Here is a 25258-nt window from a genome sequence, read left to right on the forward strand (position 1 = left end):
GAGAGTAATAAATTGAAATACCCAGTAAAGGTCTTCGACTCCGATCAGAAGACAATGGCTCCTTTAAATAAGATGTCATCCTGAGCGTAGTCGAAGGACAGTCTTTTTTAATTATCTTCAACCCGAAATTAATTTAAATGGATTTACCGAGCTATACCAAACAGCAACTCGCTTTACGCAACGGACAGGATAAACCTCAGATATGGGTGGCTTATAAAGGTTTGATCTACGATATGACCGATAGCAGGCTGTGGCGGAACGGTAAACATTATGAGCACTGGGCCGGACAAGATTTAACAGACGAACTGCCCGATGCACCCCACACTGAAGCTGTTTTTGAGAAATTTATACCGATAGCCATACTGGCTACACCAAATTGATTTTGCTAAGCGTAGATGGTTTGGTGTAAAGATTTTACTTAATAAAAAAAGCCGCAGATTTAAAAGAAATTAATCTTTAAATCTACGGCTAAAGTTTATTTAATTACAACTGGCAACTGAAAATTGCCTGCTGTTAACTGAAGACTTATTAAGCTTCAATTGTAAAAGCACTTAAGCTTACAAATTCCTGAATTCTTGCTGCAACTTCTTCATCGGTTAAATTTAATAACCTTTCCGTTCCAAATTTCTCTACACAGAAAGAAGCCAGTGCAGAGCCATAAATGATCGCGTTTTTCATGTTATTGAAGTTAATTGTACCAACTTTAGCCAAATAACCGATAAAACCTCCTGCGAAAGTATCGCCAGCGCCGGTTGGATCAAATACTTCTGCCAAAGGCAAAGCCGGAGCTGAGAAAATCTGATCTTCGTGGAATAACAATGCGCCATGTTCACCTTTTTTAATGATTAGATACTTTGGCCCCATGGCAAGGATTTTTTTAGCAGCTTTAACCAATGAGTATTCACCCGATAACTGACGCGCTTCGGCATCATTTATGGTTAATACATCTACCATTTTAATGGTTTCTAATAAATCATCCATCATAATGTCCATCCAGAAGTTCATGGTGTCCATTACGATTAATTTTGGGCGGTTTTTAAGGCGTTTAATTACCGTTTGTTGCACCTGTGGGGTTAGGTTGCCTAACATCAGGTATTCGCAGTCTTGATAGCTCTCCGGGATAATTGGGTCGAAATTTTCCAATACATTCAATTCCGTTATTAAAGTATCGCGGCTATTCATGTCGTTATGGTATTTGCCCGACCAGAAAAATGATTTTTCACCTGCCTTAATCTGTAGTCCTTCGGTATCAATACCGTGTGTGGTGAAGGTGTCAATATCTGATTGATGAAAATCATCGCCCACTACTGCTACAATTTTTGCTTTATTATAAAAGTAAGAAGCCGCTAAACTTGCGTAAGTTGCTGCTCCACCTACAATTTTATCTGTTTTTCCGAAAGGAGTTTCAATAGCATCAAAAGCTACAGTACCTATGATTATCAGGCTCATGTCTATGTGTTAATTTTTTTTTAAAATTTTTCACTGCAAATATTGCATAAATAATTTAAAAGCCCTAATATTGCATTCCCAAAACGAACAAGGGTATGTGTGCTGTAAAGTACAGAAAACCTCGTTTTGGGAAACGACCAGTACTCCTTCTTAGCTCAGCTGGTTAGAGCATCTGACTGTTAATCAGAGGGTCGCTGGTTCGAGCCCAGCAGAGGGAGCCAAAACCCGCAACGAAAGTTGTGGGTTTTTTGCGTTTGGGGCTGGGCGAGAAGTTTATCCTGAGCGCAGACGAAGGGAGCCCAGCAGAGGGAGCAATTTCAAAGAATAAGCCTTACCACGCCTGGTAGGGTTTTCTTGTTTTAATATTTTTTATGTTTTACTTATATATTTTATATTCCAGTTCTTCTGATAAGTACTATGTTGGCTATACGGAAGATGCCGAAAAACGACTATATGAACATAACAATAGCGAAAGAACGACCTATACTTCAAAACACCGTCCATGGATTTTGAAGAAATCTATTGCTTTGGGCGAGAATCGTGGTTTCGCTATGAAGGTTGAGAAAGCGGTTAAAAAGACAAAGAGTCGATTAATTATTGAAAAAATTGTTTTAGAAATTAATGATTTAAATGAATTAGCTCAGCTGGTTAGAGTCCCGATGCATCGGGATTAATCAGAGGGTCGCTGGGGAGTAAGATCCCGATTCGTCGGGAAGCCCAGCAGAGGGAGCCAAAACCCGCAACGAAAGTTGTGGGTTTTTTGCGTTTAGGGGGTAGGTGAAGTTATACTGAATGTAGTAAAGCCTTTAATTGTTATATTTTAATTTCAGTTTTAAATACTATTGTAGCATCACCTTTTATCTTAATTAGCGATGGTAAACCATTTTCAATTCCAACACTAACACTTATTTTTCCGAGTCTGTTTATCTTTTCTCCTTGTTTGCCATTGAATTCGAAGAGGTTATCTTCAAAATCGAAGATTTTGTTTTGTATAAGATATCCGCCTAAAGGTCCATTTGCATTACCTGTAACAGGATCTTCATTTATTCCGATTGCAGGGGCAAACATTCTTCCGTATGTTAATACGTTATCATCATCTGAGTCAAATGTGAATACAAAATAGCCATTGCAATTAATCTGTTTGCTTAGAGCAATCAAACTATTATAATCAGGGATAAGGTTGTTCAGCTTTTCTCTGCTTTTTATCCCGATCATCACTTTCGAATGTCCTGTAGAAGCAATCTGTACCGGGCATTTTTCATCAGTATCGTTATAATTGAGGCCGAGTGCTGATAATATTTGTTGAGTGGTAGCAGTATCGAATATGGGGCTGAGTTCAAATTTACCCTGGGTCATTATTATCTGATAGTCCTCGTTTTTTTTAATGATCTCAAAAGGAAGTGTACCAACTTTAGTTTTATACCTCAAAATACAAGCGTCTAAATTGTATTCAATAGCTTTTGCATACATCGCGGCTATTGTGGCGTGGCCACAAATGGGAACTTCGGATGTTGGTGTAAAATACCTGATTAAGCCATCAGAATCATTGTCGTCGGGAGAAAAAAGAAAGGCTGTTTCAGAATTATTTAATTCTTTGGCAATCTGTTGCATTTGAGCATCAGTAAGCCCGTCGGCATTCACAACTACGCCCGCCGGATTTCCGCTAAATCTCTCTTTTGTAAAAGCATCTATCTGGTATATTTTATACGTTTTCATGGTTTTTTCAGGTTTGTTGAGGGGGCTTTCTCCTCTTTTTGCATACGCTGATCAAATATATTCAATTTTATAAGCAGGATCCTGATGCTTTAATACATATAACGGATGAAACCGAACTTATGACGATCTGTTGAAGAAAGGTCCTATTAAAAAAAAATCATAAAAATTTGCGTAGTTAAATGACTACGCTTATATTTGTAGTCAAATAGCTACATAATGAATTTAAGAAGAGATGTATTTCAGGCCATTGCCGATCCTACAAGAAGGGCAATATTGCTTTTAGTTGCTTCACAATCGATGACAGCTGGTGCAATAGCTACCAATTTCGACACCGCAAGGCCAACTGTTTCAAAACACCTGCAGATCCTCACGGAGTGCGAGTTGTTGGAGCAAAAACAAAACGGCAGAGAAATTCATTACCACACTAACGCAAAAAAAATGAAAGAGATTGCCGATTTTATTGAGCCGTTCCGCAAGATGTGGGACGACAGATTTAACAAACTGGAAGATATCATGAAAAATTATAAACCAAGCAAATAGCATAACATGGAGCAGAAAACAAAAATTGAAGCTGAAAATGACAAACAGGAAATGATCATTACCAGAGAATTTGATCTACCTGTAGCATTGCTTTTTAAGGCTTATGTTGAACCTGAAATTATCGCGCAATGGATGGGGACGAAGGTGTTGAAACTTGAAAACAAAAAGTACGGCAGTTACCAGTTCGAAACTACTGATGCTAAAGGGAACTTAGCGTTTGTTGCTACCGGAGTTATACACGAGTTTGTGCCCGATGAAAAAATAACGCGGACATTCGAAATGGAGAACACACCTTTTGGGGTTCAGCTTGAGTTTTTAAAGTTCGATAAATTAACCGATGATCGTAGTAAACTTACTATGCATGTAGTTTATAAATCAGTAGCATTAAGAGATCAAATACTTGCCTTGCCTTTTGCTCAGGGTATTAATATGGCGCATAACCGTTTAGAGAACATTGTAAAACAAATAAAATAATACGTCATGACAAAGAGAAACAAAATTATCTATTGGATTGCCACCATTTGGCTGTCGCTAGGTATGTTATCAACAGGAATAGTACAGTTGATAAAAATGAAAGAAGAAGTGGCATTGTTTACGCAATTGGGTTATCCGCTTTATTTTCTGACTATATTGGGAATTTGGAAAATTTTAGGTGTGGTTGCCGTGTTAATTCCTAAATTTACTTTACTGAAAGAGTGGGCTTATGCAGGTTTTTTCTTTGCCATGTCAGGTGCTGTTTTTTCGCACATTGCAATTGGCGATACCAGTACTTCTGCATACTTCGGGCCAATATTGCTACTTGTGTTAACTGTAGTATCGTGGTACTTCAGGCCTGTAGATAGGAAGGTTAATTTCGCTTAAATTAATAATCAAAAGTTTAATATTTAAAATGGAAGGCGGAAAATACAACAAACCAGCTGATATGAAAACGAATCCAAAAGTTGATTTTTATTTTAACAAAGCGAAAAAGTGGCAGGAAGAACTATTGCTGTTGCGGGCAATTGCCCTGGATTGTGGGCTTGCCGAAGAATTAAAATGGGGGGTACCTTGTTATACCTTGCACAACAGCAACATCGTTTTAATACATGATTTTAAAGAATACTGCGCATTTTTATTTTTTAAAGGCGTTTTATTGAATGATACCGCCGGGATCCTGATCCAGCAAACGAAGAACGTACAAGTGGGCAGGCAGGCACGCTTTGCCAATGCCCTCGAAATAGTGGAGCTTAAAGCTATTTTGAAGACCTATATTTATGAAGCCATTGAGGTAGAAAAAGCTGGTTTGAAAGTAGATTTGAAAAAGACTACGGAATATACCGTTCCGGTTGAGTTTCAGCATAAATTGGATCACATTCCAGATTTAAAAGCGGCATTCGAAGCCTTAACTCCAGGAAGGCAAAGGGCTTATCTGCTTCATTTTGCGGCACCCAAGCAAGCTAAAACCCGTGAGGCAAGGGTAGAGAAATTTATACCGCAGATTCAGAATGGAAAAGGGTTGAATGATTAGTTTTTTCAGTGGTATCTGATGTTTCCATCTTACTGGCATAAATTGCGTTTGTCATCCTGTCCAAAGGACTCCTGTGGAGAGCGGAGTCGAAGGATTTTTTAGCGTATAAGTGTTGTGTGCAACAGCTAGTTCTTTAAAATTAGGAAATGAAGGGCTTGTGGTTCTTGGAGGCTCTCGGTCCGGCTTTTCGCTTTACTCCGTTACACTTCGTGTTCGCTGCAATCCGGTTTAGGAGCAAGGGTTTGTACGCCCTGCAACCCCCAAAAATGAAAAGCTGTCTTAGCCATTTAGCGCCGGTTGAAGCGTTACCCTGCAGCAACGAGGTACGAGGCAGCGAAGCGTAAAAGCAGAAAAAGGGAAGAAACTTAGTGTTTTGTACAGGCACTGCGCTCCAAATGGATTGGTATTTTTGAAATTAGGAAGGGATACCTGATCTAGTGGGTAAAAGAATTTTTAACTAAAAATAAAACTGATGAGTAAAATAAATAGCAATAAAAAAGAGTTGTCGGCAGCGCAGACGGAAGAACTCCTCCATACTTTAAAAGTCCGTTTCGAGAAAAACATAGACCGACATAAAGGTATTGAATGGGCTAAAGTAGAAGAAAGGTTAGTTGCCAGACCTGAAAAACTATGGGTGCTTGACGAAATGGAGGTTACAGGTGGCGAACCCGATGTTGTTGATTATGACAAAGAAACAGGCGAATATATTTTTTATGATTGTTCGGCAGAAAGCCCTAAAGGCCGTAGAAGTATTTGTTATGATTTGGAAGGGTTGGAATCAAGAAAAGAGCACCAGCCAGAAAATAATGCCATTGATATGGCTGCTACGATGGGTGTGGAGCTCTTAACAGAAGAACAGTACCGCTTTTTGCAGCAACTCGGAAAATTCGATGCTAAAACGTCGAGTTGGATTGTTACTCCTCCATCGATCAGAGAGCTGGGTGGTGCTCTTTTTGGTGATCGCCGCTACGATCACGTGTTTATATACCATAATGGTGCACAATCGTATTATGCCGCAAGAGCATTCCGTGGTTTGTTAAAAGTGTAAACTATTGGTTCATTTGTCATGGGTTCATTAGTTAGCAGGGAGAAAGAAATTTGTTCTGTGGTTAATTGTTTGATCGGTTAATCGACTTTGGACTCCCGACTAAGGACTTCGGACTAATCAAACTTCATCAAATCTTCATCTTTCATTTTCATCTTTGGGCTTTCTATTCTTCATTATATTCCGGCCTGAAATATTGGTTGTTAAGGAATTGTTTTCTTATTGTATTGTTTTGATTTTCAAATTGTTAAAGTAATGTTAAACTTAATTTAGTGTTAATATTGAATTAACATTAGGACTGTTGTTTTGCATAAAAATAAAACAACAGAAAATGAAATCACGCATACTATCCCTAGTAAGTATTCTGCTGCTCTTGGTCACATTTGCCCAGGCGCAGGTTACAACAGCTAGCATTAATGGAAAGATTAAGGATAATAAGGGTATCATCCCAGGTGCAACCATTGTGATGCTGCACGTTCCAACAGGTACCGTATCTAAAGGTTCGTCAAACGAAAACGGACTTTACCGTATCGGCAACTTAAACCCGGGCGGGCCATACAAAATTACCGTAACCTTTGTGGGTTATAGCCCAGTAGTAAAAGAGAATATTTATTTAACCTTAGGTTCGGATGTAAGGCTCGATCTTGATCTCCAGGAGCAGGGTAATCAATTGGCCGAAGTAAGTGTTAAAGGCCAAAAAGGCGGAACAAAATCTGGTGCAGGTACAAGTATCGGTGAAGGTCAGATCAAAACGCTGCCAACCATGAACCGCAGCTTACAGGATGTAACAAGGGTTACCCCTCAAGGTAGTAAGGATAATACCTTTGGAGGAACAAACTTTAGATACAACAACGTGACTATTGATGGTGCAATTAATAACGATGCCATTGGTTTCAGTCCTTCATTGGGCGGTCAGAGCGGAAGTTCTGGTATGCCTGGAAGCAGTACACGTACCAATCCGGTTTCACTCGATGCGATCCAGGATGTTACTGTTTTGCTTTCTCCTTACGATGTTAAAGTGGGTAACTTTTTAGGGGGCAGTATTAACGCTGTTACTCGTGGTGGTACCAATGAGGTAGTTGGATCGGTTTACGGTTATGGCCGTAATGCTTCATTGATCGGTAGAAATAAAATCGGTGATAACAGCAAAGAGCCATCCGCTTTTCACGATTACCAGACTGGTTTCCGCGTAGGTTTCCCGATTATAAAAGATAAATTGTTCTTCTTTACCAACGAAGAGATTACCCGCCGTCAGGATCCGGTTATTTTAGGTGCAGGATCGTCTGACATGAAATTGCTTACTGTAACTGAGGCACAGCAGATTTCTGATCGCATGAAAACAGCTTATGGTGTTGATGCAGGTTCGTTTGGCGATTACAACATCTATTCGCAGTCTAACAAGTTCTTTAACCGTTTAGATTGGAACATCAGCGAGAGTACCCAGTTAACCATCAGAAATAATACCATCATTTCGAAAGCCACAAACTTAGAAAGAGATCAGTCTAACTTCAGGTTTGGTGGTATCGATTTTAAACAGAACAACAACCAATCTTCTACAGTTGCCGATCTTAAAACCCGTTTCGGAAATTCAGCAACCAACAACTTAATCGTTGGTTATTCTACCGTTCACGATTACCGTGATCCACTTTCTAATCCGGCTTTGCCACAGATCGAGATTGCTTCGAAAGGTGGAACATTGTTTTTAGGTACCGACCGTGAGGCCAGTATCTTCAACATGAAACAGAATACTTTCGAATTTACCGATAACTATACTTACAGCTCGGGTATTCATACATTTACTGTTGGTACGCACAACGAGTTTTATAAAATCAACTATGGTTTTGTAAACTCATGGAATGGCCGTGTAGCTTATAGTAGTATTGCCGATTTCCTGGCTAATCAGCCGAACAGGGTACGTACCAGCTATAACTATGATGATAACAGTCGCGATAACATTATTGCCAACCCAACTGCAGAATTTAATGTGAACATGTACAGTGTTTATGGTCAGGATGAAATCCGAATTGGCGACCGGTTTAAATTAACACCTGGATTACGTTTTGATATGGCTGATTTACCTAATATGCCATCATTGAGTTCGAAAACAACCAATTCTCCGGTTGATGCAAATTACGGTACAACCTATACTTATACCCAACCATCATCAATTACCGGAAAATTTCTGAACAAGATCCAAATTTCTCCACGTATTGGCTTTAATTTCGATGTATTGGGTAACCAGAGTTTGGTCATGCGCGGTGGTACAGGTTTGTTTACCAGTCGTGTTCCTTTTGCCTGGATCGGTTATGCTTATTACAATAATGGTGTAAATTATGGTGCTTTCGATAAATCGTATGTTTATGCCAATGCCGATCCCACCAAAATCGTAAAGCCCGCAGCAGGTTCAGATCCGATTAAAGATGCTTTAACGGGTAATGGCGAAGCAGGTTATGTAACCAACCAAGGCGTTAATGTTAAAGATGCTAAAGGTGCAACACAGGTAGATTTGGTGGATAACAACTTTAAAATGCCAAAAGCATGGAGAAGTAATTTAGCCTTCGATTATAAAACAGACGATCAGTGGAAATTTACAGTAGAGGGAATCTTTAGTCAGGTGATTAAAGATGTGCAGTTTCAGCAGATCAACTATGTAGATAATCCTACTTACATGGTTTACGATACGCAGAAACAACAGCCAATTTACTCAGGTGCCAAAATTAATCCTCTATATACCAATGCCTACTTATTATCAAACACTGATAAAGGATATAAATATAGCTTAACCGCTCAGGTGAGTAAATCGCTTCCTATCGGTTTAGATATGATGGTGGCTTATACCTACGGACGATCGAAAGATATTGCCAATGGTATCCGTAATTCAATGGAGTCTAACTGGCAGTTAAACCAGGCGCTTAACCCAAATAACCCAGGCTTGGCTTATTCTAACTTCGATATCCGTAACAGGATTATTTCGACCATTAATTACAGGTTAGATTGGGCTAAAAACGGCAAATATGTATCTAACTTCTCGCTATTCTTCAGCGGCCAGTCAGGCTCGCCGTATTCATTGGGTTTAGTGAACACAAGAATCAACGGAACAGGACAAACTGTAAGCTTGTTATATGTGCCAACAGCTGACGAAGCATCTAAATTTTTTACTGCCGATATACCAGCAACATCTACAACACCGCTTATTACAGCAGCACAACAAAGAGCCGATTTTAATGCCTACGTTGATGGCGATAAGTACCTAAGTACCCGTCGTGGCAATTTCACTGAGCGAAACGGTGCACGCACCCCTTGGAATGTTCAGGCTGATTTCCGCTTCTCTCAGGATATTCAGGTTGCAAAAGGAAAGCATCCACATGTACTTACTTTAACTTACGATATTATTAACCTGACCAATTTGGTAAATAAAGATTGGGGGATTCAATATTTTTCTCCTAATACTTATAACTCAATGGCGAGTGTGGGTATTAAGGTGGCAACAGCAGGTACACCAACCACATATCCGGTATATACCTTTGCTCAGAAAGATGTAACCTCTTATTCAAAAGATTTCTTTGCCTCACGTTACCAGATGCAATTGGGATTAAGATATAGTTTCTAATCTTTTTTAATATCAATATACAACGGTCTGACCTAAATAAGGTTGGGCCGTTTTTTTTGGAACTTACGATAAATCGTCATTTCGACCGCAGTGGAGAAATCTGTCTAGATAGAGCTCTCCTCCGAAGGAGTTCTTTTGGAACGCTTCGTGTTGCTCCGGTTGAGATGACGACCATTCGAAAACGCTGAAATCTTTCTGATGTATCTGATTAAACCTTTCCTATCCTTCCCCCGTCAAAATAAAACACACAGCATAAAGCTTGATTTATTTTTCACTTTTAAAAGGTTAGGTTATGAAAAGGATTGTAAATGCATTGCTCTTATTGGTTATGGCGGTTAATTTTAGTGCATGCGTGGTAAGCGCACATGCACCAAGGGCACATTGGGTACGCGGGCATTATAATATTGGCCCTCATGGTGGTCGGTATTGGGTACCCGGACATTACCGTTAAATTTTTGCTATCGCCGCCTTTATGGTGGCGATTTTTTTATAAGCATGTTAAAAAATGTAATTCCGTAACTTATGCGATTGTTGATTTAGATTGTAGGAATAAAATAATACATTAGCGTTATTAACACGATTTTAGCATATGCAAGAAGAAATTCTTTTACAGATTAGCCTTAAAATTAAAGAAAGACGTAAAGAGCTGGGGATTACCGTTCAGGAACTTGCAAATAAAGCAGAGGTAAGTAAGGGGCTGATCTCTCAAATCGAAAATAGCCGTACCATCCCTTCTTTAATGGTATTAATGGATATTATTAAAAGTCTGCAGATAGATCTGAACAGTTTTTTTAAGGATATCAATTTTCATAAAAAAGATGCCCCCGTTCTGGTGAAGCGAAAAGATCTGTACCAGAAGTTCGAAAAAGAACAGGCCACAGGTTTTAACTACTCGCGTATTTTAACCAAGAATATTAAATTTTCGACTGCCGATTTTGTACTGCTCGAGCTCGAGGTGAATGCGCATCGCCCAATGGTGAAAACAGAAGCCTTCGAATTTAAATATATGATAGAAGGTAAGGTAGAATATCAGTTTTCGAAAAAGAAAATTATACTCGAAAAAGGAGACTCTATGCTTTTCGATGGAAGACTTTCTCACACCCCGGTTAATATTGGTGATAGCAAGGCGCTAATGCTGGTAATTTATTTTTTTGAATAGAATCTTTATAAACAAAGTTTATTAATACTTAACGAATATTTATCTTCATCTTTATAAACCAATCTTAGGTTTGGTAATAGAAAAATATGAATATGAAAAGATTTTTGAAAAGTACTTTAGTGTTACTTTGTTTGTGTGTATTTGCCCAGGCGCAATCAAGAAAAATTAAACATGTTGTCTTAATTGGTTGCGATGGTTTTGGTGGTTACGCTTTGCCCGAAGCGAATATGCCTAATCTTAAAGCATTAATGGCCAACGGCTCATGGACTACACAGGCACGTTGTGTATTGCCATCTTCCAGCGCTGTAAACTGGGCTTCCTTATTAATGGGCGCTGGGCCAACCGAACATGGTTACACCGAATGGGACAGTAAAGTGCCCGAAATTCCATCTATTGCCAAAACATCTTATGGTTTGTTCCCAGGAATATTTAGCGTAATCAGAGATCAAAAAAAACAGGCTAAAACGGCTATTGTGTATAGTTGGAGCGGTATTGGGTATTTATTTGAAAAAGAAGCAGTAAACATCATCGTTAGCGGAAACGATAAAGATGATTTTTGCACCGATACCACTGTTGCGATTATTAAAAAAGAAAAACCTTATTTTACCTTCCTGCATTTAGACGAACCTGATGGTACGGGGCATTCAATCGGTCACCGTACACCGGCTTATTATAAACAACTGGAGTTGGTAGATCAGCGGATAGGTAAAATTCTAAAAGCGGTCAACGATGCAGGCATAGCTGATGAAACCGTTATTCTGGTTACTGCCGATCACGGTGGTAAAGGTAAAGGCCATGGAGGTAAATCGCTTGATGAAGTGCAGATCCCGTGGATTATCTCGGGCCCTGGCATTCGTAAAAACCACGAATTAAAAGATGCAATTATTACCTACGATACGGCCGCAACACTGGCATGGTTAATGAGATTGCAACAACCGCAAAGTTGGAGAGGAAGGCCAGTATTAGAGGCTTTTACGAAATAAATGCAAGTCCTACACGGTAAAAACTTAACAATTTGATAATCTTGATGTTGTTTACTAATAATAAACAATGTTTACTATTGTTTATTGAATAAATACATAGGTCAATCAAGTTAGTGGTGTTAGGTATGATAAACAACATAAACAGCTATTAGGATGAGTTTACTTCATCTTGCCCGTAAAAAAGCACTTAATTGGCCTTATTGGTTAATTACAATGCTTGGTGGTATAGCAGCATTTGGTTGTTATACCAGTATGTATGCCTTTCGTAAAGCTTTTGCCTCTGCTACTTTTGAGCATCAGGAATTTCTGCATATAGATTATAAAGTTTGGTTGGTTATTGCACAAATGGTAGGTTATACCTTAAGTAAGTTTTATGGTATCCGTTTTATTTCTGAATCGGGGAAAAGTAACCGGGCAAGAAGCATTATTTTTCTGATTCTTTTTTCTTGGGTTGCCCTGCTCGGGTTTGCAATGGTGCCTGCTCCCTACAATATTGTATTTCTTTTCCTCAACGGTTTCCCTTTGGGTATGATCTGGGGTTTGGTATTCAGTTATTTGGAAGGAAGAAAAACAACCGAATTTATGGGGGCATTAATGTCGATCAGTTTAATATTTGCCTCAGGTTTTGTTAAAACGGTAGCCCGAACGCTGATGTCGTTTGCATCGGTAAGCGATTATTGGATGCCTTTTCTTACCGGATTGGTTTTTCTGCTTCCGTTGTTCCTGTTTGTTTTTTGCCTGGAGGTTATTCCACCGCCTTCAAAAGAAGATCAGGAGTTACGTACCAGGCGGGTGCCTATGGATGCGAAACAGCGCAGAAAGTTTATCACCACATTTTTGCCTGGTATCATCTTAACCATTATCATTTACGTACTGCTTACCTGTATCCGCGATATGCGCGATAATTTCGAAGTAGAAATCTGGAATGGCTTGGGTATTCATAATAACCATATCTACACGCAGATTGATACCCTGATTTCGGTTGTGGTATTGGTAATGATGGGGCTTTTGATCCTGATTAAAGATAACCTCAAAGCTTTTACCGTGATCCACATCATGATTATTTCGGGCTGTTTGCTAATTGGCGTAAGTACATTCTTTTTTGATAGGGGCTACATTGGGCCTGTTAGCTGGATGGCTTTACTGGGGATGGGACTGTATATGGCCTACATTCCCTATAATGCCATTTTCTTTGAACGGATGATTGCCAATTTTCACTATAAAAGCAACATCGGTTTTATTATGTATGTGGCCGATTCAATTGGTTATGTAGGTAGCTTTTCAATACTGCTGTTTCATGAGTTCGGTGATACGAATGCCAGCTGGATGCATTTTTTTAAACAGTGTTTGTTTGCCATACCATTATTTGGAGGAGTGTGTAGTATACTTTCGCTGATCTATTTTAGGAGAAAAACTTTGGTTACAAACAAAAAGATGCAGGCTGCTGGGCGTATAATTTTAGCAGGAAAGTGAAAAGACGTTTTTTGGGCATATCATTTTTACCATGTAAGGAATATAAGGTCATTTAAGCTTATATGTTTCTTAAATGGTAGAAGTACAGGGCACGGTGGTTCGCAAGAGATTGTTATTACCAACTTGACTGGAACCATGAGAAGAGAGCTTATGAATCGTAATGCAATGGGCTTTAAGATTAGCTTCGCTGAGCACTCCGTGGTTCCCGCCTTCGCGGGAATGACGCATAATTTTTAAAATATAAAGTAGCTAAACAATATTAACTTAACATTGATGCCTGGACGATTAAAAACATCCTGATATCAGCAAAAATAAACAATGAATAAACATTTCGATCTTATTGTAATTGGTGGAGGGGTTTTAGGAACATTCCATGCTTACCATGCTTTACTTTCGGGCAAATCGGTGCTACAGCTCGAAAAAGACAATTTTCCGGTTGGCGCTACGGTACGCAATTTTGGTCAGGTGGTACCCTCAGGTATGGAAGCCGAGTGGTTCGGATATGGTGTGGCTGGTTTAGATATTTATAAATCCATTCAGCAGGAATTCGATATTTCAGTGCAGCAAAATGGTAGCGTTTACATCGCATCAGATAACGATGAGCAGACCTTGATCCACGAGTTGAAAGCACATTACGACACCATTGGATACGAAACCGAATTGCTTAGTCAAAAAGCGGTTTTAAAGAAATATCCTGCTATTAAATCCTCTTATGCCAAAGAAGCCATCTTTTTCCCCCAGGAAATTAGTGTAGCACCAGATCAAATGATTTACCGCCTGCACGAATATATGCAGACTAAATTTGCACAATACACACTTAAATACAACAGTACGGTTACCGCCTGCGAAAGCAAAGGTACTGGTGTTGAAGTAGGTTTAAGAAACAATACCGAACTTTTTACGGCAGAGAAAGCCATTATCTGTAACGGTTACGAATTTAAACTGCTTTATCCCCAGCTGTTTAGCGAAAGCGGCATTGTGGTAAGTAAGCTGCAGATGATGCGCAGTATACCTATGCCAGAAGTGGCTTTAGCAGGTAATATTTTAACAGGGCTAACCACCAGGCGTTACGAGAGTTTTGAGCACTATTGCCCTTCTTTTAAAAGCATTAAAACCCCTGAGCATTATGAAGAGCTGAAAAAATGGGGTATCCATATCCTGTTTAAAAAGGCCGCAGATAATACGATCATTATTGGCGATTCGCATGTGTATGCCGATGTAAACCATTTCGACGATCTTGGTTTCGATTTAAGCCACCACGTTAATGAGCTCATGCTCGAAGAAGCAGTCCGGATCGTGGATTTCGATGTGCGCAAACTGCAAAGTACCTGGGCCGGATTTTATCCGCAGCACGCAACAAAACATATTGTAACTTACGATCTCGACGATCGCATCCACATCCGTACAGCTATTGGCGGTAAAGGAATGACTGCCAGCGCAGGTTATGCCGAAGAAAGCATTAAGAAAATATTTAGTTAACAAATACTAAACAAAAATGAGGGTTTTTGTTAACTAAAAGTTGGCATTAGGCTAACATACACATCTTATCATTGCATCTATAAAACCTAAAAAAATTATAGATAAATGAAACATCTCTACAAGATGAAAATGTGCATGGTGGCTTTGCTGTTACTGTGCCTCACGCCTTATTTTTCCTGGGCACAAACAAAAATAGCTGGTCTGGTTAAAGACGATGCGCAACAGCCGATTCCAGGTGTTAGCGTAATGGTAAAAGGGACTAAAAAAGCAACTTCTACCGATTTATCGGGCCGCTTTACATTGGATGCCAAAACAGGCGAAACACTTGTTTTTAGTTCGATCGGATTTCTTCCGCAAGAAGTTCAGGTTACGGGCGCAAACCTGACCGTAACTTTAAAAACAGACTCGAAAAATTTAAACGAGGTAGTGGTTACCGCCCTTGGTATCCGTAAAGAGAAGAGAAACCTGGGCTATGCCATTCAGGAAGTAAAAGGAGCCGATCTGGTAAAAGCCAGGGAAGCTAATCCGGTAAACGGACTGGTTGGTAAGGTTGCTGGTTTAACTGTTGGTGTATCTTCAGAGCTTTTGGGCCGTTCGTCGCTTTACCTTCGTGGTAACGATGTTAATTTAGTTGTGGTAGATGGCGTACCGATCAATTCGGATACCTGGAACATCAATCCCGATGATATCGATACTTATACCGTGCTCAAAGGCCCGGCAGCAGCGGCACTTTATGGTTATCAGGCTTATAATGGTGCATTATTAATTACCACTAAAAGAGGTAAACTGAGCGACAAAGGTTTTACTGTTGAACTAAATTCGAGCACGCAGTTTAACAAAGGCTTTATCGCTTTGCCGAAAAGCCAGGACGAGTATGGGCCAGGCGAACACAGTGCCTATGCTTTTGGTGATGGAAAAGGTGGTGGCTTAAATGATGGTGATTACGATATCTGGGGTCCAAAATTCGACGGTCAGTTGATTCCTCAATATGATAGCCCGATTGTAAACGGTGTGCGCCAGGGTACACCATGGGTAGCCCGTGGAAAGGATAACTTAAAGCGTTTTATCCAAACCGGATTGCTTTCTGCAAACAATGTTGCCTTATCTTCTGCAACAGATAAGTATAATTTAAGGGTTTCTATTTCCAATAATTATCAAAAAGGAATTATACCGAACACACAACTAAATATCAACAACTTTAATGTGAGTGGTTCTTATAATATCAGTCCGAAATTAAGGGCCGAAGCCTACATCAATTATAGCCGCCAGTTTTCTGATAATATTCCTGATGTAAACTATGGCCCGAACAGTGTAATTTATAACATGACGCTTTGGGGTGGTGCCGACTGGAATATCGACGATATGAAAAACTACTGGCAGCCGGGCAAAGAAGGAATCCAGTCTATTTACGCCGAGTACCAGCGTTACCACAATCCTTATTTTTTATCTTATGAGTGGTTACGCGGACATAAAAAGAACGATATTAACGGTTATGCTTCGTTAAACTATAATGTAACCAAGGGACTGGATGTATTGCTGAAAACACAGATTTCGACTTACGATCAGTTAAGGACAGAGAAAATGCCGTTTTCTGCTCACCCATACGGACGTGAAGAAGGTTTAGGCGATTACAGGGAAGACCGCCGCAGCATGTTCGAAAACAACACGCAATTGATTTTAAAGTACAATAAAAACGTTGGCGACTTATTCGAAATCAGTGCTTTTGGTGGTGGTAATGCCCGTAACTTCAGTTACAATTCGAGCTTTACCACAACCGATTATTTAAATGTTCCGAATGTGTATAACTTCTCGAATTCTAAAAACCCGGTAAAAGCATTCGATTTCAATTCACAAATGTTGGTGTTAAGTGCATTTTACTCAGTAGATTTGAGCTTTAAAAAGTATCTGAATATCAATACCACTGGCCGTGTAGATAAAAACTCGGCACTTCCTCCAGGCAACAATTCTGCATTCTATCCTTCGGTTTCGTTAAGCTCGGTAATTTCCGATTACGTAAAAATGCCTGCTTTTATTTCATTTGCAAAAGTAAGGGCATCGTATGCAAACGTTAAAGACCCGGGTTTGGGCACACTGGAATTTATTGGTGCAACACCGCTGCAAACTTACCCAATTGGTTATGGTGCAGAATATACTTCGTCATACGGTGGTCCTGGTTATGGTCTTTCTTCGCCATACAGCATCAGGCCAACCTATAATAACCAAACAGGTGCCTATTATACCAACAATCTTATCGATCTCAACGCGGTAAAAGCGCAGAGCAGAACCAATTACGAAGGTGGTATTGATCTGAAGTTCCTTAAAAACCGGTTAGGTTTCGAAGCTACCTATTTCAGGTATATCGATGGACCGAAAATTATCAGACAAAATATCTCAGCAGCAACAGGTTACCAAACCAATACCATTAACGGCCGTAAAACGCAAAACAGTGGAGTGGAGTTGAGTTTATCAGGCGCACCAATCATGACCGACAAATTTGGCTGGGATGTTATGATCAACTGGTCTACCTACAAACAGATTTACAAAGAACTTGCCCCAGGTGAAACATCGGTTGATCAATTCTTTAAAACGGGCGACCGTATCGACAATATCTATGGTTCTGTTTTAGCTAAAACACCAGGTGGACAGGTAATTCATACTTCAAGTGGTACACCGGTTTCGTTACCGGTTAATCAGCTGCTAGGTCATGCCGATCCAAACTGGGTATGGAGCATCGGTAACAAATTCAGGTATGAGAATTTCTCTTTCAGTTTCCAGTTAGATGGTAAAGTGGGTGGAGTAATGCAAGATTATGTGAGGTTAAAATCGTTCCAGGGCGGTCGTCAGATCGAAACCATTCAGGGAAAAATGGGCGAAGCCAGATATCAGGATTATTTGCGTGTAAACGATCCAACTTACAAAGGTACCTGGGTAGGCGATGGTGTGGTTATTGCCAATGGCGGTAAACTGAACTTCGATCCGGTTACGGGTGTAATTACCAATTACGGCGATTTATCTTTTGCGCCAAATACCACTCCTCAGCTGTTGCAGGATTATCTGGGTGTTTTTTACGGTGCCAAAGAGAACACCATGATGAGTCGCACCTATGCCAAATTGCGCGAAGTAACTTTTGGTTACCAATTGCCTAAGAAACTATTGGAGCGCACGTTTATCAAATCAGCCAATATTTCGTTAGTAGGACGTAATCTCCTGTACTTCATCAATTCTACATACAATGATGTGGATGTAGATCAGTACTCGGGCAGAGAAGGTACCTCTACACTGCAAACACCAACTACAAGAAGTGTAGGTTTTAACCTGAATGTTACTTTTTAACCTTTAGCAATATTATTATGAAATCAATATATAAAATACTGTTCCTCTTCATCATCGTGGCTGTGTGCAGCGGGTGCAAGAAAGAATTTGAAGAAAATTTTAAAAATCCGAACCAGGCCGAAACCGTTCCGCCAAACTTACTATTGAACGGTATTTTGTTCGATATGTATGAAGCACCTTTTTCGGGCTCAGAAAGATGGAACCAGTACACTGCGGCCAATTATTTCTATTACGCAACCAATAACTACGATTGGACAGGTGCTTCGTTAGATTACACGACGTTAAAAAATGTGGTTAAAATGGAAGAAGAAGCCAACCGTTTAGGCGGTGCAGTGGCTAAGCCTTACCTGGCACTGGCTAAATTCTTTAAAGCGTATTATTTTGTGAAAATGAGTTTGAAAGTGGGCGATTTACCGATGACTGAAGCCTTAAAAGGTTTCGCCAACTTAACCCCAAAGTACGATACCCAAAAAGATATTTTTAAACAATCGTTAACCTGGCTAGAAGAATCGAACAACGATTTATCGGCTTTAATTTCCGCAGGCAATAAAGAATTAAAAGGCGATATCTACCTTAAAAATGACCTTGCAGCCTGGCAAAAGGTCGTAAATACCTTTAAATTACGGACTTTGATCAATTTGAGCACAAAAGCGGATGATGCGGACTTACAGGTAAAACAACAATTTGCTGCGGTATTGGGCAACCCGACCAAATATCCGGTTATGGAGAGTATGGCCGATAACCTGCAGTTTGTGTATAACGAGAGTTTTAACAAGTATCCGAACAATAAAGATAATTTTGGTAATGATGCCCTGCGTTACAATATGGCGGGTACATATTTAAATACGCTATCGAGCCTTAAAGATCCCCGGGCCTATATGGTAGCTGAGCCGGCAAGAGGTATAGCAGAAGCCAACGGTTACAACATTACCGATTACCGCAATTTTATTGGTGCACCTACTGGTGAAGATCAGGGGGTAATGTTGGATAAGGTACAGAAGGGGCTGTATTCGCTGATTGGCCGTTATCGCTATTATAGTGGTTATACAGCCGAAAATACTTTTATTATTGCTTATCCTGAGCTTTGTTTTATCAAAGCAGAGGGTATTAACCGCGGTTGGGCTACTGGCGACGCCGAAAGCTGGTATAAAAAAGGGATTCAGGCTTCTATCAGTTTCTATGGTATTAAAGATGGTGTTAATGTGGTCACCTTTTTGAAAAAGGATGGGAAGCTTGGCGAATTTGAAAATTTTAATGTTAATTTCTCTTTCGAAAGCGATTATTATTCGCAGGCTGCGGTTAAATATGCCGGTAATACAGCCGATGGTTTAAAGCAGATCCTGACACAGAAATACCTGGCTTATTTCCGTAATTCGGGTTTCGAAGCTTACTATCAGTACCGCCGAACAGGTGTGCCAACTTTCGATTTAGGCCCTGGCGTAGGTAATAGTAACAGGATTCCCAAGCGTTTTCAGTATCCTAATATTGAAAGAACAACCAATGGCGAAAACCTAAAAGTGGCATTGCAACGTCAGTATAATGGTGTAGATGATATTAACCTCGCACCTTGGATTGTTAAATAGAAACGGAATAACGTATTGATATTCAGCTAGGAATTTGCAAAACGATCCTCCGCTGTAAAGGGAGGATCGTTTTCTTAAATAATAATTGAATTAATTTTTGCATAAATAGTTTAAAAGCGCTAATATTGCACTCCCAAAACGAACAAGGGTATGTGTGCTATAAAGTGCAAATAACCTCGTTTTAGGAAATGACCAGTACTCCTTCTTAGCTCAGCTGGTTAGAGCATCTGACTGTTAATCAGAGGGTCGCTGGTTCGAGCCCAGCAGAGGGAGCCAAAACCCGCAACGAAAGTTGTGGGTTTTTTGCGTTAATAACTTTTTAAAATAAATACTTCTTTTTAGCTCAGTTGGTTAGAGTCCCGATGCATCGGGATTAATCAGAGGGCCGCTGGGGAGTAAGATCCCGATTCGTCGGGAAGCGCAGCAGAGGGAGCCAAAACCCGCAACGAAAGTTGTGGGTTTTTTGAGTTTAGGGCTGCGTGAGAAGTTCATTTCGATTTTACTCGGTGAGCCCAAAGAATTCATACTTTGTGTAAAAATTATTAAGTATATTCCCTAATAATTTGTTGGTAAGTACCTTTTAAGACTTGGTTGGTTTAAAAATAATATTATGAAATATTTAATTCTGATTTTATATTTTTTAAGCTTGGACGTGAAGAAGGATAAAAATGTCGAAACTTTTTTTCCGTGCCAAAGCCATTATGATAAGTCTTTAAAACGTAATGTGTTTACAAGTGTCGATGAAATGCCTCTTTGTCCGGGAGGCATGCGTAAGCTCTCCTCATTTTTTGATAAGGTTAAATATGAGGGGAGCTATAATAACAGTGGTTGGCAACCTAAAGTAGATCTCACTTTCGTCATTGATGAAAAAGGTTGTATAATAAATGCAGGCATAGATAATAAGAAAACAGAAGAATATTCGAAGTTAGATGTGGAGTACATTCGCGCAGCAAAAAAAATGCCTGAATGGAAACCAGCCAAGTGTAATGGGAAAGTAGTACCCTTTAAATTCAGCACTACTTTTAGGATAACTCCTCAATAGCACAGATTATCTATGATTATTAATTAGCCTATTGAATATAAACCTTAACCTAGATGAAAACCGTTAACTTTACCGAAAAAAACATGAAAATATCTATTTTAACATTGCTACTCGCCTTTGTTACAACTTTATCTTTTAGTCAGGAGACTAATAGTTACAAATCATCATTAACAAAACTAATACAAGTATCAGGCTCAGAAGCTGCTTACAAAGGTGTTTTAGATCAAATGGTTTCTATGTTTAAGCAACAGCAATCAAAAGTCCCGAAAGAGTTTTGGGATGAGTTTGCTGTTGAAGTAAATAAAAATGCAATAGATCGGCTTGTTAACCTGGTTTTGCCAATCTACCAGAAACATTTAACAGAGACAGATCTTCTAGGCGTAATTGCTTTTTATGAGACACCTGCAGGTAAAAAATTCGCTGAAAAAACCCCTCTGATTACTCAGGAATCCATGCTTGCAGGTCAGGAGTGGGGTAAGCAATAGGTCAAAAAGTGATAGACAGACTTAAAGAGAAGGGGTATTTGAAAGAATAGCGGCTAACAATACCTGCCAGATATCGGATAATCCCAACAATAAAGGGCAAGCACAGAAAATCAGTTGCTTGCCCTTTTTTATTTAATATAAAGACTACCCCTGATGCTCAGGCATGCCATTAGGATCCATCCATACATATTCCCAATGATGCCCATCAAGATCATCAAAACTATGCTGATACATAAAACCATAATCGGTAGCCGGATTCGGTATTGTGGCACCAGCAGCTACTGCTTTATCTACCATTTCGTTTACGGCATCTTTACTATCAGCCGATATGGCAATGGAGGTTTCTATTGCTTTGTGGGCATCGATGATTTCTTTTTCGGTAAAAGTTTGGAAAAAGGTTCTGGTCAGCAGCATTACATAAATGGTATCGCTGATGATCATGCAGGTTGCTTTCTCGTCGGTAAACTGTGGGTTAAAAGTATAACCAAGTTTGGTGAAAAACGCTACCGACTTGTTAAGGTCGCTAACGGATAGGTTCACAAAAATTTGAGTTGCCATATTGTTTTCTGATTTAGTATATTCAAAAGTATAATAAAGTCTGGCAGGTATTAATGTGCAAAAACGACAAGTTAAGGGGTTAAACGCGACTTGTTTCATTGCTAACTAATTTGAGATGGTTGCATAAGGCAAATCACTCAAAAACTTTAAATGTATGATACCTCACAATTCTTATATTTCTTTTTATCTTTAGTTCTGGTTTCCGATGGAGGCCATTAAATGCCAATCCCTAAATCTATTATCGCTCATGAAACGAATATTATTCATTTTAGCATTCTTGCTTCCCTTTTCTGTTTTAGCTCAAAAGAAATTACCAATTGTTAAAGCCAGAGTTAGTCAGGCAAAATTCTACGAAGCATACAAGGCATCATCGAACTGGTACATCAATCCCAAGATAAAATTAGATGTGTTTACAACTGGTAAAATAACCAGATCAATAAACATAAAATTCAAAACGGATATAGATTCTATCGTGTTTAGAATAGGACCTGGGAAGCAAAAAGAATTTATTGTTTTGTTAAACGGCAAAGATTCCTGCCGAACCAAGATTGTGTGTCCGGAGCTAAAAAATTTCAGCAAAATATCACCTGAAGTGCACGATTCAATTCCTTTTTTTGTGAATAAATACAATACGAACTTTTTACCGGTGGTTTTCAACAAAACTGATTCCCTTTTATTGAACTTCGATTCAGGCGCAACCGAAGTAGATCTTACTACCGCTGCACTTAAGCAAAAAGTTAAATCTAAGCCCAAGCTTTATAATACCGATTATGATATCAAAATTGGGAACCATACCTATAAAAGCAAAATTTATGATATCGAATTGGCGGGCAATGAAACAGATGGTCTGCTGGGGTGGGATATATTCGACGGCATGATTGTAGCCTTGGATTATGATCAGAACAAAATGATGGTGCATTCTACCATGCCCAAGCAGATTTTACAAGATAAGGAATACACCAGGTTTAAGATCACCTATATCAAAAACAAACCTTTTATAGAGAGCGCAATTTCGCAAAGCGGGATTAAAAATAAAAGCCTCTTTTTGTTCGATTTAGGTTACCAGCGCACGGCTATGCTTGATAATGATCTGCTGCAGGAAATGCGCTTTCCAACCGAGAAGATGGAAGTGATCAAAAAAGTGATTATGCATGGTACAAGAGGTAATGAAATCCCGGTAACCACGGTAAAACTGCAATGTTTGAAGATTGGTAATTTTGAATTGAAAAATGTTCCAGCACAGGTTATGGAGCAAAACAAACCTATGCCAGGGGTTAACGTTCATTACCTGGGAACCGATATTCTGAAAAGATTCAATACGGTTTTTGATTTTCAAAATGATGTGATCTATTTAAAGCCAAACCATCTCTATGGTGTTGCCTACGCAGACCAAAAGATTTAATATCTCCATTTTAACTACAGAGATCACAGCGTGAAGGCACAAAGAACACAGCGTTAAGTGACTAGAATTTATTTCATCATCCATTTTCATTACCCATCTTTAACCTGCCCTAACATAGGTATGTGCGACATGCCGGTGAGTTTCTTGGATGGATTTGAAAAGTAGGAAAGAGGATCAAGATCGTTTGGGCTGAAATTTCCAAATAAATCAATCAGCTGAGCTCATAATCTACGTTCAGCAAAGAAAAGGCGTTCTATAATGCTTTTTTAATCATGTCTTAAATGTCGGATTTTTACAACAAATAGTCTAATTATTTCAAGGATTGAGCGGATGAGTTACCTATTTTTGATTAAAACCAAATATAAGGAAGATGAAAAAAATAGTATTAGTTGGCCTTATGGCGTGTTCCCTAGGCTTAAGCCTCAAGGCACAACAAAAAACTGATAAAGTAGAACAAGGGATTTTCAAACCTACCGATGAATCTTTAAAACAGTATAAATATCCAGACTGGTTCAGAGATGCCAAGTTTGGAATCTGGTCGCATTGGGGGCCTCAAGCGGTTCCCAGACAGGGCGATTGGTATGCCAAGAACATGTATGTTCAGGGTAGTGCACAGAATAAGTACCACGTGGCAACTTATGGTACGCCATCTAAATTTGGATACAAAGATATTATCGCATTATGGAAAGCAGAGAAATGGAACCCTGAGCAGTTGATGGCCTTATATAAAAAGGCTGGTGCCAAATATTTTGTAACCATGGGCTCGCATCATGATAATTTCTTTCTATGGAACTCCAAAATACATAAATGGAATTCGGTAAATATGGGGCCACACAAAGATGTTGTGGGCTTATGGCAAAAAGCAGCTAAAAAAGAAGGACTTCGTTTTGGCGTTTCTGAGCATCTTGCGGCCAGTTTTAACTGGTTTCAGCCAAGTCATGGCGCAGACAAAACAGGGCAATTTGCAGGGATTGCTTATGATGGGCACGATCCGAAATATGCTGATCTTTATCATCTACCTGCAGATTCGGCCGATATGAAAGAATGGTTGACCAATAATCCGGGATGGCATAAACAATGGTTGGAAAATGTTAACGAACTGGTTGATAATTATCACCCCGACCTGCTTTATTCGGATAGTAAACTTCCTTTTGAAGATATAGGGCGTACAATGGTTGCACACTATTACAATCAGGATATGGCCAAAAATAAAGGTAAACTCGAGGCTGTATATACACCAAAAGAGCCATCTGAAGGTAAATGGGCACAAGATGTAGAACGCGGGGTATTGGATTCGATCAGCCTATTTCCGTGGCAAACCGATACTTCAATAGGAGATTGGTATTATAGAACCGGGCAGAAATACAAAAGTGCAAATGAAATCGCCCAGCTTTTGATCGATATTGTAAGTAAAAACGGAAATCTTTTGATCAATGTTGTACAAACTCCAGAAGGAGATTTGGAGCCGGATGTTGTTAAAATTGTTACGGAAATTGGCGACTGGACCAAATTGAATGGAGAAGGTATTTATGCATCGCGGCCATGGAAAGTATATGGAGAGGGCCCTTCTACCATTAAATCAAACCAGAAAAAGGGCCACTTTGGTGGTTTAACCGATTCAGGTGAATATCAATCTACCGATATCAGGTATACCACAAAGCAGGGCAATCTTTTTGCTTTCTGCTTGAATGTGCCCGCTGAAAGCATCAGGATGACCTTACTTGGGCGCAAATCGAAATACCTGGAGAAGCCCATCACTTCGGTTACGCTGCTAGGCAGTAAAAGTAAATTAAAGTGGGTGCAGGAAGATGATGCCCTTGTAATTAGCAAACCCACAGATTATCCTGCCTGGTTGGTAACTGGGTTCAAAATAGAATTCAAGAAATAGGGAGGG

The 25258-nt window shown here is 39.5% G+C and carries 22 protein-coding genes and 2 tRNA genes; 21 read left to right on the forward strand and 3 right to left on the reverse strand.

What is annotated here, in order from left to right:
* The first annotated feature begins 137 nt into the window (after positions 1 to 137).
* Positions 138 to 380, forward strand: a complete 243-nt coding sequence (locus ACTJKN_RS13005; RefSeq protein ID WP_426327404.1) for a cytochrome b5 domain-containing protein — start codon at positions 138 to 140, stop codon at positions 378 to 380.
* Between the two features lie 148 nt (positions 381 to 528).
* Here ACTJKN_RS13005 and ACTJKN_RS13010 read toward each other — a convergent pair whose 3' ends face one another.
* On the reverse strand, positions 529 to 1449 hold the full coding sequence (locus ACTJKN_RS13010) for a PfkB family carbohydrate kinase (protein WP_440825540.1): 921 nt from the start codon (positions 1447 to 1449) through the stop codon (positions 529 to 531).
* A gap of 144 nt (positions 1450 to 1593) precedes the next feature.
* On the opposite strand from ACTJKN_RS13010, the gene ACTJKN_RS13015 reads away from it, so the two are divergent.
* Together ACTJKN_RS13015 and ACTJKN_RS13020 are read left to right on the forward strand one after the other, a co-directional pair.
* Positions 1594 to 1670 (forward strand) — tRNA-Asn (locus ACTJKN_RS13015).
* Between the two features lie 150 nt (positions 1671 to 1820).
* The gene (locus ACTJKN_RS13020) at positions 1821 to 2123 is read left to right on the forward strand and encodes a GIY-YIG nuclease family protein (protein WP_440825542.1); all 303 of its coding nucleotides are present in this window, start codon (positions 1821 to 1823) and stop codon (positions 2121 to 2123) included.
* Positions 2124 to 2262: 139 nt separating this feature from the next.
* Here ACTJKN_RS13020 and ACTJKN_RS13025 read toward each other — a convergent pair whose 3' ends face one another.
* Positions 2263 to 3165 (reverse strand): PhzF family isomerase, encoded by a 903-nt coding sequence (locus ACTJKN_RS13025; RefSeq protein ID WP_440825544.1) that lies wholly within the window; start codon positions 3163 to 3165, stop codon positions 2263 to 2265.
* A 216-nt stretch (positions 3166 to 3381) separates the two neighbouring features.
* Here ACTJKN_RS13025 and ACTJKN_RS13030 point away from each other — a divergent pair, with 216 nt between their 5' ends.
* The 16 genes from ACTJKN_RS13030 to ACTJKN_RS13105 all read left to right on the forward strand — a co-directional run bounded on the left by ACTJKN_RS13030 (position 3382) and on the right by ACTJKN_RS13105 (position 21404).
* Entirely contained in the window at positions 3382 to 3705 is a 324-nt protein-coding gene (locus tag ACTJKN_RS13030) for an ArsR/SmtB family transcription factor (protein WP_057931288.1), read from the forward strand.
* Positions 3706 to 3711: 6 nt separating this feature from the next.
* A complete protein-coding gene (locus ACTJKN_RS13035; RefSeq protein ID WP_440825547.1) occupies positions 3712 to 4179 on the forward strand; it encodes an SRPBCC domain-containing protein in 468 nt (155 codons plus the stop codon).
* A 6-nt stretch (positions 4180 to 4185) separates the two neighbouring features.
* Complete coding sequence (locus ACTJKN_RS13040) at positions 4186 to 4566, forward strand: DoxX family protein (RefSeq protein WP_440825549.1); 381 nt, start codon at positions 4186 to 4188, stop codon at positions 4564 to 4566.
* A gap of 28 nt (positions 4567 to 4594) precedes the next feature.
* Positions 4595 to 5212, forward strand: coding sequence for a YdeI/OmpD-associated family protein (locus tag ACTJKN_RS13045; protein WP_440825551.1), 618 nt, complete (start codon positions 4595 to 4597; stop codon positions 5210 to 5212).
* Between the two features lie 472 nt (positions 5213 to 5684).
* On the forward strand, positions 5685 to 6260 hold the full coding sequence (locus ACTJKN_RS13050) for a DUF4256 domain-containing protein (RefSeq protein WP_440825553.1): 576 nt from the start codon (positions 5685 to 5687) through the stop codon (positions 6258 to 6260).
* Positions 6261 to 6588: 328 nt separating this feature from the next.
* A complete protein-coding gene (locus ACTJKN_RS13055) occupies positions 6589 to 9867 on the forward strand; it encodes a carboxypeptidase regulatory-like domain-containing protein (protein WP_440825555.1) in 3279 nt (1092 codons plus the stop codon).
* 292 nt (positions 9868 to 10159) lie between these two features.
* Complete coding sequence (locus ACTJKN_RS13060) at positions 10160 to 10318, forward strand: hypothetical protein (protein ID WP_167343702.1); 159 nt, start codon at positions 10160 to 10162, stop codon at positions 10316 to 10318.
* A gap of 138 nt (positions 10319 to 10456) precedes the next feature.
* Positions 10457 to 11026 (forward strand): helix-turn-helix domain-containing protein, encoded by a 570-nt coding sequence (locus tag ACTJKN_RS13065; RefSeq protein WP_440825558.1) that lies wholly within the window; start codon positions 10457 to 10459, stop codon positions 11024 to 11026.
* A gap of 92 nt (positions 11027 to 11118) precedes the next feature.
* Positions 11119 to 12009, forward strand: coding sequence for an alkaline phosphatase (locus ACTJKN_RS13070; RefSeq protein ID WP_440825560.1), 891 nt, complete (start codon positions 11119 to 11121; stop codon positions 12007 to 12009).
* A gap of 153 nt (positions 12010 to 12162) precedes the next feature.
* Complete coding sequence (locus tag ACTJKN_RS13075) at positions 12163 to 13482, forward strand: DUF5690 family protein (protein ID WP_440825561.1); 1320 nt, start codon at positions 12163 to 12165, stop codon at positions 13480 to 13482.
* A 318-nt stretch (positions 13483 to 13800) separates the two neighbouring features.
* Entirely contained in the window at positions 13801 to 14961 is a 1161-nt protein-coding gene (locus ACTJKN_RS13080) for a TIGR03364 family FAD-dependent oxidoreductase (RefSeq protein ID WP_440825562.1), read from the forward strand.
* Positions 14962 to 15066: 105 nt separating this feature from the next.
* A complete protein-coding gene (locus ACTJKN_RS13085; RefSeq protein WP_440825564.1) occupies positions 15067 to 18294 on the forward strand; it encodes a SusC/RagA family TonB-linked outer membrane protein in 3228 nt (1075 codons plus the stop codon).
* Between the two features lie 17 nt (positions 18295 to 18311).
* Positions 18312 to 19877 (forward strand): SusD/RagB family nutrient-binding outer membrane lipoprotein, encoded by a 1566-nt coding sequence (locus ACTJKN_RS13090; protein ID WP_440825566.1) that lies wholly within the window; start codon positions 18312 to 18314, stop codon positions 19875 to 19877.
* A 199-nt stretch (positions 19878 to 20076) separates the two neighbouring features.
* Positions 20077 to 20153 (forward strand) — tRNA-Asn (locus tag ACTJKN_RS13095).
* Between the two features lie 334 nt (positions 20154 to 20487).
* On the forward strand, positions 20488 to 20919 hold the full coding sequence (locus tag ACTJKN_RS13100; protein WP_440825568.1) for an energy transducer TonB: 432 nt from the start codon (positions 20488 to 20490) through the stop codon (positions 20917 to 20919).
* 53 nt (positions 20920 to 20972) lie between these two features.
* A complete protein-coding gene (locus ACTJKN_RS13105; RefSeq protein ID WP_440825570.1) occupies positions 20973 to 21404 on the forward strand; it encodes a DUF2059 domain-containing protein in 432 nt (143 codons plus the stop codon).
* Positions 21405 to 21548: 144 nt separating this feature from the next.
* On the opposite strand, the gene ACTJKN_RS13110 is transcribed toward ACTJKN_RS13105, so the two are convergent.
* Positions 21549 to 21962, reverse strand: a complete 414-nt coding sequence (locus ACTJKN_RS13110; RefSeq protein ID WP_440825571.1) for a VOC family protein — start codon at positions 21960 to 21962, stop codon at positions 21549 to 21551.
* A gap of 247 nt (positions 21963 to 22209) precedes the next feature.
* Here ACTJKN_RS13110 and ACTJKN_RS13115 point away from each other — a divergent pair, with 247 nt between their 5' ends.
* Both ACTJKN_RS13115 and ACTJKN_RS13120 read left to right on the forward strand, forming a co-directional pair.
* Positions 22210 to 23364, forward strand: coding sequence for a hypothetical protein (locus tag ACTJKN_RS13115; RefSeq protein WP_440825573.1), 1155 nt, complete (start codon positions 22210 to 22212; stop codon positions 23362 to 23364).
* A gap of 370 nt (positions 23365 to 23734) precedes the next feature.
* Entirely contained in the window at positions 23735 to 25252 is a 1518-nt protein-coding gene (locus ACTJKN_RS13120) for an alpha-L-fucosidase (RefSeq protein WP_440825575.1), read from the forward strand.
* The last annotated feature ends 6 nt before the right edge of the window (positions 25253 to 25258 follow it).

Origin of the sequence: Pedobacter sp. 22163 (assembly GCF_052045595.1) — a bacterium.
Classification (GTDB): domain Bacteria; phylum Bacteroidota; class Bacteroidia; order Sphingobacteriales; family Sphingobacteriaceae; genus Pedobacter.

Bases quoted from the DNA above. Each gene is read 5' to 3' on its own strand.
- ACTJKN_RS13005 (WP_426327404.1), top strand. From the start codon at position 138: ATGGATTTACCGAGCTATACCAAACAGCAACTCGCTTTACGCAACGGA.
- ACTJKN_RS13010 (WP_440825540.1), bottom strand. From the start codon at position 1,449: ATGAGCCTGATAATCATAGGTACTGTAGCTTTTGATGCTATTGAAACT.
- ACTJKN_RS13020 (WP_440825542.1), top strand. From the start codon at position 1,821: ATGTTTTACTTATATATTTTATATTCCAGTTCTTCTGATAAGTACTAT.
- ACTJKN_RS13025 (WP_440825544.1), bottom strand. From the start codon at position 3,165: ATGAAAACGTATAAAATATACCAGATAGATGCTTTTACAAAAGAGAGA.
- ACTJKN_RS13030 (WP_057931288.1), top strand. From the start codon at position 3,382: ATGAATTTAAGAAGAGATGTATTTCAGGCCATTGCCGATCCTACAAGA.
- ACTJKN_RS13035 (WP_440825547.1), top strand. From the start codon at position 3,712: ATGGAGCAGAAAACAAAAATTGAAGCTGAAAATGACAAACAGGAAATG.
- ACTJKN_RS13040 (WP_440825549.1), top strand. From the start codon at position 4,186: ATGACAAAGAGAAACAAAATTATCTATTGGATTGCCACCATTTGGCTG.
- ACTJKN_RS13045 (WP_440825551.1), top strand. From the start codon at position 4,595: ATGGAAGGCGGAAAATACAACAAACCAGCTGATATGAAAACGAATCCA.
- ACTJKN_RS13050 (WP_440825553.1), top strand. From the start codon at position 5,685: ATGAGTAAAATAAATAGCAATAAAAAAGAGTTGTCGGCAGCGCAGACG.
- ACTJKN_RS13055 (WP_440825555.1), top strand. From the start codon at position 6,589: ATGAAATCACGCATACTATCCCTAGTAAGTATTCTGCTGCTCTTGGTC.
- ACTJKN_RS13060 (WP_167343702.1), top strand. From the start codon at position 10,160: ATGAAAAGGATTGTAAATGCATTGCTCTTATTGGTTATGGCGGTTAAT.
- ACTJKN_RS13065 (WP_440825558.1), top strand. From the start codon at position 10,457: ATGCAAGAAGAAATTCTTTTACAGATTAGCCTTAAAATTAAAGAAAGA.
- ACTJKN_RS13070 (WP_440825560.1), top strand. From the start codon at position 11,119: ATGAAAAGATTTTTGAAAAGTACTTTAGTGTTACTTTGTTTGTGTGTA.
- ACTJKN_RS13075 (WP_440825561.1), top strand. From the start codon at position 12,163: ATGAGTTTACTTCATCTTGCCCGTAAAAAAGCACTTAATTGGCCTTAT.
- ACTJKN_RS13080 (WP_440825562.1), top strand. From the start codon at position 13,801: ATGAATAAACATTTCGATCTTATTGTAATTGGTGGAGGGGTTTTAGGA.
- ACTJKN_RS13085 (WP_440825564.1), top strand. From the start codon at position 15,067: ATGAAACATCTCTACAAGATGAAAATGTGCATGGTGGCTTTGCTGTTA.
- ACTJKN_RS13090 (WP_440825566.1), top strand. From the start codon at position 18,312: ATGAAATCAATATATAAAATACTGTTCCTCTTCATCATCGTGGCTGTG.
- ACTJKN_RS13100 (WP_440825568.1), top strand. From the start codon at position 20,488: ATGAAATATTTAATTCTGATTTTATATTTTTTAAGCTTGGACGTGAAG.
- ACTJKN_RS13105 (WP_440825570.1), top strand. From the start codon at position 20,973: ATGAAAACCGTTAACTTTACCGAAAAAAACATGAAAATATCTATTTTA.
- ACTJKN_RS13110 (WP_440825571.1), bottom strand. From the start codon at position 21,962: ATGGCAACTCAAATTTTTGTGAACCTATCCGTTAGCGACCTTAACAAG.
- ACTJKN_RS13115 (WP_440825573.1), top strand. From the start codon at position 22,210: ATGAAACGAATATTATTCATTTTAGCATTCTTGCTTCCCTTTTCTGTT.
- ACTJKN_RS13120 (WP_440825575.1), top strand. From the start codon at position 23,735: ATGAAAAAAATAGTATTAGTTGGCCTTATGGCGTGTTCCCTAGGCTTA.